This window comes from Baekduia sp. Peel2402 (assembly GCF_052567285.1).
The window spans coordinates 1,240,427-1,253,562 of the sequence record NZ_CP199582.1 but is presented as its reverse complement, the minus strand read 5'-3'; the positions used below and the strand labels follow the sequence as shown (position 1 = coordinate 1,253,562).

At 67.7% G+C, this 13,136-nt stretch carries 15 protein-coding genes; 9 read left to right on the top strand and 6 right to left on the bottom strand.

Annotated features, from left to right (window positions below; all coding sequences use genetic code 11):
- Positions 1-2: 2 nt before the first annotated feature.
- Entirely contained in the window at positions 3-332 is a 330-nt protein-coding gene (locus tag ACT01A_RS06165) for a hypothetical protein (protein ID WP_445151366.1), read from the bottom strand.
- A 116-nt stretch (positions 333-448) separates the two neighbouring features.
- Here ACT01A_RS06165 and ACT01A_RS06160 point away from each other — a divergent pair, with 116 nt between their 5' ends.
- The 4 genes from ACT01A_RS06160 to ACT01A_RS06145 all read left to right on the top strand — a co-directional run bounded on the left by ACT01A_RS06160 (position 449) and on the right by ACT01A_RS06145 (position 4,980).
- Positions 449-1,582: an FAD-dependent oxidoreductase gene (locus ACT01A_RS06160; RefSeq protein WP_445151365.1), complete on the top strand. Its 1,134-nt coding sequence runs from the start codon at positions 449-451 to the stop codon at positions 1,580-1,582.
- 75 nt (positions 1,583-1,657) lie between these two features.
- Positions 1,658-2,935 carry a hypothetical protein gene (locus tag ACT01A_RS06155; protein ID WP_445151364.1) on the top strand — a complete coding sequence of 426 codons (1,278 nt, stop codon included), beginning with the start codon at positions 1,658-1,660 and terminating at the stop codon, positions 2,933-2,935.
- Positions 2,932-4,056 carry an AlbA family DNA-binding domain-containing protein gene (locus ACT01A_RS06150; protein WP_445151363.1) on the top strand — a complete coding sequence of 375 codons (1,125 nt, stop codon included), beginning with the start codon at positions 2,932-2,934 and terminating at the stop codon, positions 4,054-4,056. Before ACT01A_RS06155 ends, ACT01A_RS06150 begins: the two co-directional genes overlap by 4 nt.
- Before the next feature lie 306 nt (positions 4,057-4,362).
- Positions 4,363-4,980, top strand: coding sequence for a type IV toxin-antitoxin system AbiEi family antitoxin domain-containing protein (locus tag ACT01A_RS06145; RefSeq protein ID WP_445151362.1), 618 nt, complete (start codon positions 4,363-4,365; stop codon positions 4,978-4,980).
- A gap of 72 nt (positions 4,981-5,052) precedes the next feature.
- On the opposite strand, the gene ACT01A_RS06140 is transcribed toward ACT01A_RS06145, so the two are convergent.
- Entirely contained in the window at positions 5,053-6,150 is a 1,098-nt protein-coding gene (locus ACT01A_RS06140) for a hypothetical protein (protein ID WP_445151361.1), read from the bottom strand.
- A gap of 136 nt (positions 6,151-6,286) precedes the next feature.
- Here ACT01A_RS06140 and ACT01A_RS06135 point away from each other — a divergent pair, with 136 nt between their 5' ends.
- Genes ACT01A_RS06135 through ACT01A_RS06120 form a run of 4 tightly spaced genes read left to right on the top strand, consistent with a single transcriptional unit; the run spans position 6,287 to position 8,346 of the window.
- Complete coding sequence (locus ACT01A_RS06135) at positions 6,287-6,430, top strand: helix-turn-helix domain-containing protein (protein ID WP_445152801.1); 144 nt, start codon at positions 6,287-6,289, stop codon at positions 6,428-6,430.
- A 42-nt stretch (positions 6,431-6,472) separates the two neighbouring features.
- Positions 6,473-7,696 (top strand): tyrosine-type recombinase/integrase, encoded by a 1,224-nt coding sequence (locus ACT01A_RS06130; protein WP_445151360.1) that lies wholly within the window; start codon positions 6,473-6,475, stop codon positions 7,694-7,696.
- A 34-nt stretch (positions 7,697-7,730) separates the two neighbouring features.
- Positions 7,731-7,916 carry a hypothetical protein gene (locus ACT01A_RS06125; RefSeq protein ID WP_445151359.1) on the top strand — a complete coding sequence of 62 codons (186 nt, stop codon included), beginning with the start codon at positions 7,731-7,733 and terminating at the stop codon, positions 7,914-7,916.
- Positions 7,909-8,346 (top strand): type II toxin-antitoxin system VapC family toxin, encoded by a 438-nt coding sequence (locus ACT01A_RS06120; protein WP_445151358.1) that lies wholly within the window; start codon positions 7,909-7,911, stop codon positions 8,344-8,346. Before ACT01A_RS06125 ends, ACT01A_RS06120 begins: the two co-directional genes overlap by 8 nt.
- A 90-nt stretch (positions 8,347-8,436) precedes the next feature.
- On the opposite strand, the gene ACT01A_RS06115 is transcribed toward ACT01A_RS06120, so the two are convergent.
- The gene (locus ACT01A_RS06115; protein ID WP_445151357.1) at positions 8,437-8,871 is read right to left on the bottom strand and encodes a hypothetical protein; all 435 of its coding nucleotides are present in this window, start codon (positions 8,869-8,871) and stop codon (positions 8,437-8,439) included.
- Positions 8,872-8,883: 12 nt separating this feature from the next.
- On the opposite strand from ACT01A_RS06115, the gene ACT01A_RS06110 reads away from it, so the two are divergent.
- On the top strand, positions 8,884-9,234 hold the full coding sequence (locus ACT01A_RS06110; RefSeq protein WP_445151356.1) for a hypothetical protein: 351 nt from the start codon (positions 8,884-8,886) through the stop codon (positions 9,232-9,234).
- A gap of 151 nt (positions 9,235-9,385) precedes the next feature.
- Here ACT01A_RS06110 and ACT01A_RS06105 read toward each other — a convergent pair whose 3' ends face one another.
- From ACT01A_RS06105 to ACT01A_RS06095, 3 genes are all read right to left on the bottom strand, one after another.
- Complete coding sequence (locus tag ACT01A_RS06105; RefSeq protein WP_445151355.1) at positions 9,386-10,102, bottom strand: TauD/TfdA family dioxygenase; 717 nt, start codon at positions 10,100-10,102, stop codon at positions 9,386-9,388.
- Positions 10,103-10,217: 115 nt separating this feature from the next.
- Entirely contained in the window at positions 10,218-11,741 is a 1,524-nt protein-coding gene (locus ACT01A_RS06100) for a DUF4135 domain-containing protein (protein ID WP_445151354.1), read from the bottom strand.
- Positions 11,720-12,826, bottom strand: a complete 1,107-nt coding sequence (locus ACT01A_RS06095; RefSeq protein ID WP_445151353.1) for a 50S ribosomal protein L11 methyltransferase — start codon at positions 12,824-12,826, stop codon at positions 11,720-11,722. The genes ACT01A_RS06100 and ACT01A_RS06095 overlap by 22 nt, the downstream gene beginning before the upstream one ends.
- Between the last annotated feature and the right edge of the window lie 310 nt (positions 12,827-13,136).

Genomic DNA, 13,136 nt, shown 5'->3' with positions numbered 1-13,136 from the left:
TGTCAGGCCAGGGCCAGGACGGCTGCGTGCAACGCCTCGGCGGCGTTGGTGGCCCGGCGTCGGGCGGCGACGTCGAGCGCGCGCTCGGCATCGGAGCCGCGAGCCAGTTGCACGAGCGCGCTGGCGGGCGTGCGCGTCACGGTGACGGCCTCGATCGCCTCGACGGCCACGCCCGCCTGGGCGGCGATCGCGGCTCGCACGCACGACGCCGGGTCATCACCGAGCCACTCGGCCGCTTCGGGCACCAGCTCGATCACCGTGGTGACCGGCCAGATGGAGATCGGGTCGGCGAGCGGCGCGCCGAGGCCGAGCGCGACGACCTTGGTGGTCACGGGCGCGAGTGGATCGACATGAGCTGCAGCGTAGGGCGCTGCTGTCCGCGCGTGAAGGGCTGGTCGGCGGATGTCGGCCAGTACAGATTGTCCCTGATGAAGATGGAGGTGTCCTGATGTCTGTACCGGCCATCGTGTCCGGGCTCGCCGGGGGCGAGCGCGAAGTGGACGCCGAGCGGCGCCGTCGCCGTGAGGCCTGCCGCGTCAGAGGGAGCGTGCGGGTGGCAGTCGTGGGCGGTGGCGTGGCCGGCCTGAGCGCCGCTTGCGATCTGCGTGCGCTCGGCGCGAAGGTGGTCATCATCGAGGATCGCGACGTCCGCGAGACGCCGAGCTGGGTGGCCGCCGGGCTCATCGAGCCGGTCGCTGGCACGCAGGATCGCGCCGGCATGCAGCGCGAGCTGGCCGCCTTCGAGCGCTCGATGCAGGTCTGGCGTGCCGTGGCCGCCAGCGGCTCGCCGTTCATCAGCCGCCGCCGCGTGCTCACGGTGTGCGCGACGAGCCGCCCGCCGCTGCCGTGGGCCGACGCGGTCGAGGGGTTCCGGCCGGTGGCGCGAGGCGAGGTTCCCGCACGCTACGTCGACGGTGACGCCGCGAGCTTCTCCACCTACGTCGTGGAGACGAGCCGGTGGCTGATGGCCACACGCGCGCGGCTGGCTCGCGACGGGGTGCGTTTCGTCCGTGCGCGCGTCGAGGCGCTCGACCAGGTGACCGAGCACGTCGGGCCGGTCGACGGGATCGTCAACGCCAGCGGACTCGGAGCTGCGCGGCTGGCGAAGGACCCGACGCTCTTCCGGGGCGACGGACACATCGTGCGGGTACGTCCGACGGCGGGCGTGCACGACGTCTTCATGGACGAGACGCGCGCCCCGGAGGACGTGGCCGCCGACCCCTACGCGGTCAACATGCTTTACATCATCCCTCGCCGCCACGACATCGTCATCGGCGGCACGTTGTGGGACAGTCCCAACGTCGACGGCGTCCCGCAGCGCCTCCCTGGCATGGGCGAGCACCTGCGCGCCTTGGCTGCCGAGGTCGAGCCGCGCCTGGCTCGCGCGCCCATACTCGAGTACCTGGTCGGCGCGCGCCCGCGTCGTCGCGCGGGCGTGCGCGTTGAGCTGCAGGCCGACGGCGCGGTGCCCGTGGCGCACCTCTACGGCCAGGGTGGGTCGGGCTGGACGCTCGCGCCGGGGCTGGCCGAGCAGGCGGTCGGACTGCTGGCCGACGCCACCTGGGCGCGCCGCGTCGCCTAGCCGAGGGTGCGCAAGCGTCAGCGTGGGCGTGGTGGGACGCCCGCGCAGACCGACCTTGGCTCCTACCCTTAAGACATGGTGGAGCAGGATGCGAAGGCGGCTGCGGCTCGTCTTGAGACAAGCGGCGACGAGCCGCAGGGGCCGCTGGTCTGGCGCAACTGGCAGGCACTTCTCATTGGCCAGCCCGCGCGGATCAACTCGCACTCGTCCAGTGGGGCGATCGTGCCCTCTTGGGAGGAGTGGGGCCTGTACTCCGACGCGCGCCTGATCGGCGAGCTAGGGCTCGGACCCTATGAGCTCATGCTCGCGTTTCCGCCGCTGGATCCCCGCCTAGGCTTCGCGCAGCTCACCGTGGTGGCGCGGTCGGTCGATCATCTGCTCGACGCCGACGGCCACCTGCGCGAGCTGGAGGAGGTCGACATCGAATCCTACGCCGGCGGCGACCTGGGCGATCAACTCGCCGCGTTGCTCTCGCTGGCGCTCGACCGGCGGGTGCGCTGCGGCGGCGTGCTCCGCCACGCGCTGGACGGTGACCTGGCCGGCCGGCCTATGCTCGCCTCGCATCACCCTCCCGCGCTCGGACCGCCCAGCCGACGACCGGTGCTGCCCAGCGTGGCCGGCGAGGCTAAGCTCGAAGATGCAGCGCCCTACCTGCGCGCCTACGCGGCGCTGAGCGCCTCGCAGGCCGTAGTGCTGCAGCGCGCCGCCAACCTGTTCGGCGACGCGCTGTGGTGGGCCGACGCCGATCCGCGCGTGGCCTGGATCAAGCTATCCGGTGCGGTGGAGACGGCTGCGAACCTGTGGGCGGGCGACCGCTCGGTCGACCCGGTCCAGATTCTTAAGCGCCGACGCGGACGCTTGTACGGGGAGCTGAAGAAGACTGCGCCCGATGCGCTGGAGATCGTCGCCCGCCACCTGTCCTTCACTCTCGGCGCGCAGGCCAAGATGGTCGAGTTCCTGCTGGCCCACCACCCCGGCTCACCGCCGATCCGGCCGCAGTTCGGCTGGGCGCCCTGGGACGAACTCGAGCAGGCGCTCGACGTGCTCTACGACCATCGATCGCGCGACCTGCACGACGGCATCCCCTTTCCGGCCCCACTCTGCGAAGGGCCGATCAGCGACAGCGAGGGCGTCGCCGCCGAGCGGTTCCCAGGGCTGGGCGCCGAGCAGGCCGGCGGCCGCTGGACGGCGAAGAGCCTGCCTATGTACCTGCACACCTTCGCGTACCTCACGGGCGGCGCCCTCCGCCGCTGGTGGCTGGAGCTGGCCGACGCGGCCCCAGGGCACGCCACCGATGCCGCCCCGGCCGATGCGCGCGCCGAGCCCGTTCCGGATAGGCAGGTCGGCGCATGAGCGCCTCGGAGCTTCGATACGACCCCGAGGCAGTCGCGCTGTTCATCGGCGCCGAGCAGGTAGTCGACATCGCGCGCGACGATGCGGTCGTCGCCTCGGTCGAAGCGGTGTCAAAGGCGTCAGTCACCTCGATGGAGCGCGCGCTGGGCGAGTACGAGGAGGCCGACGGCGCCACCGTCTCGGCGGTGTACCTCTCCGACGTCCCGGCGAACGAGTTCGACGGCGACCAGTCGCCACGTGACCTCCCACTGAGCTTCATCGGCGGCAGGCTCATGGCCGAGATCGGACGGGGCCTGGACCGCGAGGACGGGCTGCCGTTTGACGTCGCCGGCCTGCTCGCGCCGCTGCTGGAGCGCTACGGCGGCAGCTACGGCGACAGCTTCCGCGACGAGCAAGAGGGACACTGGTTCGAGCTCCACTCCCTGGCGCTCGCAGGCGACGAGCGGACGATGGGCGAGCTGTTCGAGATGGCGACGAACGCCCAAGCCCTGCTCGACGCGGCGTCGGGCAACGGGGCGCTGACCGCGCGGACGGTCCGCGACCTGCTGGCTGGCGGCCACGCCCAAGCGCTCGTCGGCCAGCCCGAGTCGTCCTGGATCGACGCCAAGGCGATCCCGCACAAGCTCGACGGCGAGGGCGCGAGCTTTGAGCTGGGCAAGGACGTGGCCGCGTTCGCCAACCTCGGCCAGGACGCCATCATCGTCTTCGGCCTGGTCACCGAGCCCGGCGCCAGCGGTGGCGATGTCATCGACCGCGTCCATCCGTTCAAGCTCAGCTCGGTCAATGTGCCGGCGCTGGCCAACGCGCTCGCCGATCGCCTGGTGCCGCTGCTGACCGACCTGGACATCGGGCTGGTTGAGTCGCGCGCCGGCAGCGGCTACGGCTACGGCTGGCTATTCATCCCACAGCAGCCGCCTCACGTGCGACCAGTGCTGGTACGGGGCGCCTTGGCCGGCGATAAGGTGCTCGGCGCCCACATCAGCATCCCGTGGCGTGTTGGCGAGGACACCCGCCACTGGGACGCGTCCACCGTCCATGCGCTGATCCAGGCCGGTCGCGTCGCGCTGGAGCAGGCTGAGCAACGCGAAGCTGACCGCGCGCGACCGCCGGACGGACGCTGATCGCACGCGTGGCACGCGTGCCCGATGCTAAGCCTGCGATGGAGTTGTCCCGACTTCAACGAACTGGGCGCGCCGCCCCTCGACGTGTACGGCACGCCGTGGGGCGAGTGTTTGGCGGCGTCGACCCTGACGTCCTCACCGTCTCCGGCACGGCGACTGTACGCATTCCGGCCGAGGTCCAGACGTGGAGTGAGGTTCAACGGTCAGCGTGATCGCAGAGGAGCGGGCCGTCCTGTTCGCATGCCGCTTCGGCGGGCGCGCCGACTGACGTGGACTTCCTGCCTCGTAGCTATTACTGTCACGCATATGGCCAACTTAGTTGGCGATACTTCTGACATCGGTGCTGTGGATCGTTTGTATGCGCTGGCTGAGCCGCAGAGCGGTTACTTCACAGCGCAGCAGGCGATCGGCGTGGGCGTGCCGCGGGCGACGTTGACCTATCACGCCCGAGGGGGCGGAATGCTGCAGCGTGCCGGTCGAGGCGTTTATCGCTTGCGTCGCTTCCCCGGCTCGTCGCATGAGCATGTCGTCCCCGCCTGGCTGAGGCTGTCGCGCGCGGCCGCTGTCGTATCGCACATCAGCGCGATGGAGCTGCTGGACCTCACCGACGTGATCGCCGATGAGGTCCACGTGACCATGCCTCGCTCCAAGCGCGGTACGACGATCCCTGATGGGGTTCGCGCGCACTTCACCGATCGGCCGATCGAGGGACGTGACCGGCGTCAGGTCTCGGGGGTTCCGGTCACGGGCGTGGAGCGCACGATCACCGATGTCGTGCGCGGTGACGGCTGGACCGAGCAGGTCGATCTCGCGGTTCGTCAGTCGTTGAGCCGCGGCATGACGACGTTGCCGCGCTTGAGCGAGCGGCTGCCTAAGTCCTGGCAGGCACGACTGCGCGGCGCGGCCGGCGGCATCGGTTCGTGAGGTACGCGACCGCCTTCCGGGCGCGTTGCGCTCGTCGGGCGGACAGCGGCCTCGTCCGCCGCTGATCCGGTCTCAGTCCGTCGTCGTGCTCACGTGGTCGGCAAGCTCGTCGAGGCTTGTCAGCAGGGTCGTTCCGTACCGCCTCGGCGCGTCGGCTTGCCGCAGGACATGGGCGGAGTGGCGTTCGGTGACCACCACGTCGCAGTACGGTGCGACGACGGAGAGCGCGTCGATGTCGAAGATGTCATTCGGCTTCCAAGCCGAGTCGGGGTTGCGGTGCTTGGCGGTTCGGAGGGTGATCCAGGTGTCTGCCGCCGGCATGGCGTCGGTGAACTCCCGGGCTGCTTCGACGCTGGTCAACACCTCCGAGAGGCGCACCTCGTGCGCCCGGAGCGCGTCCTCACGGATGGACTCGATCTCGAGCGCGAGGTACCGCGCAGCTATGACGTCGCGCAGGCGGCCGCGCCGCCACTGCGGGTCCTCCGCGAGCTGGAGGGCGAAGTCCTGCTCCTGCTGCGCTCGCTGCTCGGCACCTCGGCGTGCCCCGGATGGATCCCAGCCGTCTCGGCGCAGCTCTTCCTCGACAGTGTCGTCCGCGGGCCCGCGGATCACGGAGCGATCGAGGTCGCGCTCGGCCTTTCCGATGCGCTGGTCGAAGTAGGCTGCGCCGCCGGGCGCCTCTCGTCGGGCTTGGTCGGTGACGTCGTTGCCATCGCGGTCCCGGACACGCATTCCGCCCCGGAGACCGAGCGCTTGCAACACGCCGCGGCCAATGAGCGGTACTGCCTCGAAGCGCTCCGCCGTCCCGGTCGCGCGGCACAACGCCGTTTCGAGCTCGAGCGCCGCGATGGTGGTGAGCGGCATGACGCACGAGTAGCCGGTGAGCTCTTCGATGATCTGTCCGAGATCCTGTCGTTGCTGTCGGCGGAGGATGCCGGTCAACTCCATCATCAACGGGCCGCCGATGACGTAGGTCCACCCGTCGCGGTGAGCAAGGACTGCTTCTAGCGCCGTGGAGAACCGCTTCCCGTCCCAGTGACCAACCGCTGCTTTCGCCAGGCCGATCCAGTGATTGAGGTCGAGGTACACCAGTCGTGTGTGCTGGGAGCGCAGCAGTCGCGACGGCCAGACGACGGCAACGTCTGTGCGCTCTGCTCCGGTGCGGGCCATCGACTCAGTCTGAGACGTGGGACGGACGTCGACGGCGAGGGGTGATCGGGGGGCTCGTCGACTAGGGAACGTGGGTCCGCACGAGACAGATCCCGTGGTCGATCCGTTGCTCACCGCCGATGAGGTCGCCGCCTTCATGCGCGTGACACGGTCGTGGGTGTACGCGGAGACCCGGCGGAACGCGCTTCCTCATCTGAGGCTCGGGCGCTATGTGCGGTACCGCCGGTCGGCCATCGAGCAATGGCTTGAGGGCGCTGAGCGCGGGCCGGGACGTCGATGACGGGGTGGGGGAGAGAAGTGCGAGCTGAGAGCTACTGGTGACGTGGCTAAGCGCGACTACGGCACCGGGCAGTTGTACATCGAGTTCGGCTCGTACTACGGGCGGTGGCGAACGGCCGATGGCCGCAAGCTGAACCGCAAGGTCGGCAAGGCGCGGGTGAAGGGCACGTCGGAGGGGTTGACGCGGGCCGAGGCCGAGCGGCGGTTTCGCAAGATGCAGGAAGAAGAGGAGCGGACGCCTACGCGTTCGGTCTCCGAGCGCCGGACCGTGGATGACGCGACGGACTCCTTGCGGCGCAAGCTGAAGATCGAGGGCTGTCGGACGTCGTATCTGCAGGGGTGCGAGTCGATGCAGCGCGTGCACATCTCGCCTCGGTTGGGATCGAAGCCGGTCGACCGTGTGACGCAGACCCAAGTTGAGGATCTCGCGGAGGAGATGCTGGCGCAGGGCAAGTCGCCCAAGACCGTCCGCAACGTCATCACGTTCTTGCATTCGGTCTTTGAGCACGCGATCGACAAGCGGTGGGCAACCGAGAACCCGGTGCGTCGCGCCACCCGTCCCAAGCGCCGGCGCGCGGGCGACGCCGATCCCGACTTGTTGTTCCTGTCGGTCTCCGAGCTGCATCGGGTCGTTGGTGCGATCCCCGACGAGGTGGTTTTGCGCGAGCCTGCCCCGACGCGGCGCGGCCGGCGCGGTCCGGCGCCGCCGCCGCCTCCCGATGTCCTGGGGCCGGTGCTGCGGATCATCATCTTGGTCGCGGCGCTGACCGGACTGCGGCAGTCGGAGCTGTTGGGCTTGCGCTGGCGCGACGTGGACTGGCAGGCCCAGCGGATCCGCGTGCGCAACACGTTCGTTCGTGGCGAGCACTCGGGCGAGGGCAAGTCTGACCTCTCGACCCGGCGCTCGGTCCCGATGGCCGACGTTGTCGCCGAGGCGTTGCGCCACTGGCTCGAGCGCACCAACTACTCCGCGCCCGACGATCTCGTCTTCGCCCACCCGCAGACCGGGCGGCCGGTCGACCGCAGCAAGGTCAGCCGGCGCTTCAAGCGCGCCTGCAAGGACGCCGGGGTCCGCGTCATCCCCTTCAAGAATCTGCGACACACGTTCGCGACACGGCTGGCCGCCTCGGGCGAGCCGCTGCGATTCATCCAGGAGTTCCTCGGACATGCCGATTCTAAGACCACGCAGATCTACGCCCACTACGCGCCTTCCGAACACGAGGTGGCGATGGTCAACCGCGCGTTCGCGCAGGACCCCGATGCGTAGCCGTCGGCGGATCGTCGCGGTAGCCTGTACGGCGATGGCACGCCGTGCTGACAGCCCCGCGACCGAAGTGCCTGGCCTGGCCGAGCTGGTCGACCGCGGCGTCGTCGTGCCCGCCACGCGCCGGCTCTCCGTTGTGCTCGCCGAGCACCCGCCGGTCAAGCTCGACGACGCGCAGGCGACCGCCCGCGCGCTGGACGAGCAGCGCAGCGACCGTGCTTGATCTCGCCCGCGACGGGCTGCTGTACCTCGACACCTCGGCACTGATGAAGCTCGTCGTCGACGAGGCCGAGACGCCGGCGCTGCGCGAGGAGCTGGCGCGATGGGGAGAGGGGCGGCTCGTCACCAGCGCGCTGACGAAGGTGGAGCTGCCTCGCGCGGTCACCCGTGCCGTGGCGCCTGTCGTCCTCGGGGACCGTCTTCTAGCGGTCACGCAGCTCCTCGAGGCCATCAACATCATCCCGTTGAACGAAAACATCATTGTGGTTGCGGCGCAGCTCCAGCCACCGATGCTCCGCTCGCTTGACGCCATTCATCTCGCCAGCGCACGAGCCGTTCATCTCACCGCGAGGTCGACCGTCGTCTGCGGATACGACCGGCGGCTGCAAGACGCCGCAGCTGCGTACGACTTGCTGACCATCAGCCCCGCGTAGCGGGCGGGTTCTGGCGTCTGGCCGCCGTCGGCTGCGAGGATCGTGCTCGTGGATTTCGAATTCGTCTCGCCGATCCTCAAGGAGGTCGGGCTAGCCGCAGCAGCGGGCCATCCGCTGGACTTGATCGAGATCGCGAACGAGGTAGGCCAAGAGCTCGAAGGTGTCATCGAGGTGCTGCAATGACTCGAGGACCTCGGCCTGATCCTGCGTGGCGGCGACGGGTACGGGCATGTCCCGATCCTTCTGCACGCCGGAACTCAGTACCTGGCGGCGCGCGGAAACGTCCCGCTCGCCGACGTCGCGTTTCTCAGCGACGTCATCGACGACCTCCACGCGCGCGCGGCACTCCGCATCGGCTCGACGGTTCTCGTCGACCAGTTTCGCGGCGCCGCGATCGGCGGCGAGCTCGTCGACCACGCCCGTCAGGTCGTGCCGCCTGCGTTCGCCACCGCTGTCGACCTGTCGATCGCCACGAACCTCCTCGCCGCAGCAGTCGCCCTCACCACACGACTCGGGCTCGGCCACCCGGCCGGAAGCTTGGCCGAAGAGATCCTCTCGGTCGAGATCCTCGACATCGCCTCCGGCCACCTCGAGGCCCAGCACGTGTCCGGCGACCTCACCTCCGAGGAGACACAGCACGCGCGGCAGGAGCTGCGCGGGATCTTCGAGCTGTTCGAGGACGACGACGTGCTCGACCTGTTCGACATGGCCGAGCCAGCCGACGCGGCCCTCGCCGGCCATAGTTGGACGAGCCAGCAGATGGGCAAGGTCGACCAACGCCTCGAGAGCTGGTTCCGCCCCTTCGGGTATGTGAGCCCGTCGGGCTACTACTCGCCGCACCCGGACGACGACGGCGGCGACGACGTCGATCTTCCTGGTCTGTGCTGAGGGCAGCACGTTCGGCGAGGGTGCTGGACACGGACGCTCAGACTAAGCGTCTCATGCCGGTCCGCTAAGCGGTCGCCCGTCCACAGGCTTCCCGCCGTGTGGGCGGGGTGGGCATAGTGCCGCCGCGCTCACATGCACCAACCGCCGTGTTTTAGCGCTCAGAAGATTTCACGCGCGCTCGGAGAAATAGGCGTGGCGAGTTCGGGCGAAATTCGGTCCGTCCGTGGAGAAGCGTGCGGTTGTCCAACACGAGGCAGTCACCCGCTTCGAGTCGGAGGAGACAGCGAGTCTCGTTCGCAGAGTGCTCGAGTTCTTCCAGGGCGAGCTGGACCTCCGAGGTGACCGGAAAGCGCTCGATTTGATCGCGGTTGTAGCGAATTTCCCATTCTCCGGCCACCCGTGAGAGTATCTGGGTAAGTCCAAAGTCCGTGAGGAACGCGCGCCGGGAGAGTAGTTTCCGGGTCTCGCCGGAGATGAGGGGTAGGAAGTTCGGCAAGGCCGAGAGGATCGTATCGCCGCCACCGTGTGGGTCCGGTCGGACGCACTGCAACATCACGATCTTTGCTGGTTCAGGCAGGTAGAATTCGTCGGTATGGCAGGCAAACTCCACCGCCGAGGTGGACTTGATTGGTAGGCCTTCCGTATCGAGCTTGGGGTCAGCAAGAGATTCCACCCGCGTCACGAGCGGAGCGGTGCACGAGACGGTGAAGTCCTCAGCCGATGGCGTGTCGAGCGACGTCGCGAGACGCTGTAGGTCGATGCCGCTCTCGTCCCGTGAGAAGCTGGCTATGCGCACCGCGCCGTACTGCTCGAGTAGCGACAGGACCTCCGGAGGATCAGGAGGGCCGTCCAGGCTGCCGATCTGCACGCCGTGAGCCTATACCGGCGATCTTTCTACGCTGAAAGTTCTGACGTCGAACCTGCCCCGTCGATAGCAACGCCTCCACGGGCGGAGCTCGCGGCGAGCAACCCTTTGGAGGCGGCTACTGGAAGGCCTTGTGGATCGCGTCGATTGCTGCGTCGAGCTCGCCGGGAGCCTCGCTACCGGCGATCCTGTCGATGGCCTCGTCGAGACCAGCTCGTTTCAAGGCGTCTCGCGCGACATACCCATGGCACTCAAGTGAACGCGACCCTGCCTTGGTCGTGATCCGCGGGAACTCGCCGCGCGTCAGGGCCGTCACTTCGCCTGGCACCAGCGGCTGCCAAGCGTCCGGCGACGAAGCGAGCTGAAGTCCGAAGAGCTTGGTGCGAGTGGCCAGTGTGCCCAGCTGCGGGCTGGGCCGGGCGTCGCGCAGCGCCCGTGCGTATTCGACTGTAGGACGCAAGACATGACGAACCTCAAACGGTGCTCCGGGTCGAAGAAGCGCTGTGACCTTGTGCGCGTGGCGACGCAGGCGTGCCAGACCACCGGTGAAGCCCCGCACGACTTCAGGCCGAAAGCGGGTCGGATCTTGGCCAGGTGTAGCTGCAGCCAACTTGGTTAGAGCAGCGTTCGCACCGGCTGGTCGGGTATGGATCAGCAAGTCCAACCCGCGTTGTTCTGAACGAGGCACGGACGCCGCCTCGTGATCTCCGATCAGATGCGATGAAGGCAGCCCGAAAGGCGCGGTCGCATCCATCCCGTCGTCAAAGACGAAGGCGACCTCGAGGTCGATCAGGACGAGATGGTCCCGCGCCAGAACGACATTCTCCGCGTGGAGGTCGCGCAGGCCTAGAACGTAGCTCAGTGCCAGTGCGTGCCCCAAAGATTCGTACAAGGACTTGACGTCCCGGTCGGAGCGGTCGGTTGCCTCGGCTTCGAAACGTGCGCACCCATATGAAGGCGTAGAGATCGTCTCCGGAATCCGGGGAAGCAGTCCCACGGTTCGCGCCACCCGGCCAACGAGCTCGTCGACGCGGAGATCACGTGGTTTGAACACGAACGTATGGTCAGCGAATCCCAACACCATGCCTTCTCGTCCGTCATGGACGTCTCCACCGCTGGATCCGACCCGGTGCAACGTGGCCGCCGGCGCGATGCCAAGAGCAGCCGTTCGCTGCGTTGCGAGTCGATGGGTCTCCACAATTGCTGTGGCCACGCTGGTCGCCCACGTAGCCATCCGCGCCGACAAGACATAGGTCAACGCGGGAAACTCGGCGAGCAGGGCTCCAAAACCTTCGCTCGCGAGGTAGATCGTATGGTCAGCCAGCCTGCTACCGGCGGCGGCGACACCCGCGATCTGCCGATAGCGAGCTTCGTCTGCGGCGAGCAGCGGCTCGAGCGTTTGCCGAAGGTCGGCGCGCAGAGCGGTCGTGTCGAATTCCGCCTCACGCACGAACGGCGCAACAGCAGTCTGATCCAAGGCGTCCCTGACCGACTCAGCACAAGACGCCGCGAGTGACTCTGAGACCACGTCCGCAGCTTCGGCTCCCCGGGAGGTGGTTGACGCAGGCTGCTTCCAATCGCAAAGGCGGCTGATCGCTGCCGTGAGAAGCAAGGCACCTGTCAGCGCCTCCTTGGTTGACATGAACCGCGCTCCAGGTGGGAGGTGGATCTGGGCTTAGCGCCCCATATGTACACCGATCGGCCATCGTGAGATCCGCCGACCGACACCGTGTCGCCACTGCTGACGTGAAGATCCGGCGGAAGCGGGTGAAAAAGGACCTCCCACGACGACTCGCTCGACGGCGAAGGCCGGTTTTCATAACGCACGTCGTCGTCGAGGTCGAGCGCAATCCATTGAACGATTCCGTTGGTCCCGTGACCGGTCGCGTCCAGCGTGATCGCATTCTCGCTGCTCGCTGGTGCCTGGCATGTCGTCAGGTCGAACGTGAAGAGAGTGGCGCTTTTACTCGTCAACTCAATGTCTGGGTCGTTCGAACTAACCGAGTACATCCGGGGCGCCAGCAGGTTGAATGGGGTCAAGTCGATGCCGTCGACCACGTCCATTCGGCCACGAGAGATACGCGAGTCGCTGGCTAGCGCCACCTTGACGTGACCGCGGGCAGGTATTACTTGTGCCGTGGGCTTGGTAAGCCTCTGGATCGCATCGGCGTGAGCCTGTAGCACGCCCTCCCCGATCAACTCGTTGCTGATGATCTCCGACACCAGAACGTCAGCTCGGTGGAGAAGGTTGCGGCCGAGTTGAAGGTCGGTGGAATGTTTGTTCACCACCACCACGTCATGGCAACCGTTGGTGTCGAGAACGAGGCGCGCGGCGAGAGCGACAGGTTCCGAGACCTCGCACGTGACCACGCTGCCAGCGCCGAGTCGATGAGCATAGGCGGCGAGGATGCCTGAGCCAGTACCAATTTCCAGGACTCGTGCACCGGGGGTTATTGCCCGAGCGAGAGCAGTGCGATAAGCCTCAAGTCGACCGCGGTCCTGGACGATTGCGAAATGCCAGCGGGGCACTCCTCTGCTCAGGATCGCCCCAGCAAGGCTCCGGATCTTGCCATCGAGGGGATCTGATTCGTCAACGGCGCGTGCTGCCAGCCTCCGGGCCTTCTCGGGATGCGACTCCCGCAGTTCCCATGCGGCCCGCAACACAGCGTGCGGTGACTCTGGAGTTCGGTCGCGGTTGCCGTAGGGCCGTTCGGTCGGTTTGCTCATGCCGTTTCCCCACGGGTGTGGACGATGGCCGTCAATGGCTCATGAATCCCGCCCCGGGACCTCGGATCATGCCGGAAGCATTCCTCGTCGGCTACGCGCTTTGGTTGATAGGGGATCTGTCAGCTCCGCGTGAATCAGCGGTCAGGACCTCATTCTGATTACTCGGTCGTCTCAACGAACGCCGTGACTCCCCTCGAAGCCAGGGCCGCGTCGACCTGCCGAAAGGTGTGTGGTAGATTCGCCGCGAGGCGCCGCTTCAACCTCTATACGATAGGAACGCGGATGGAAAACGCGACGGTGTCTGAGCGAC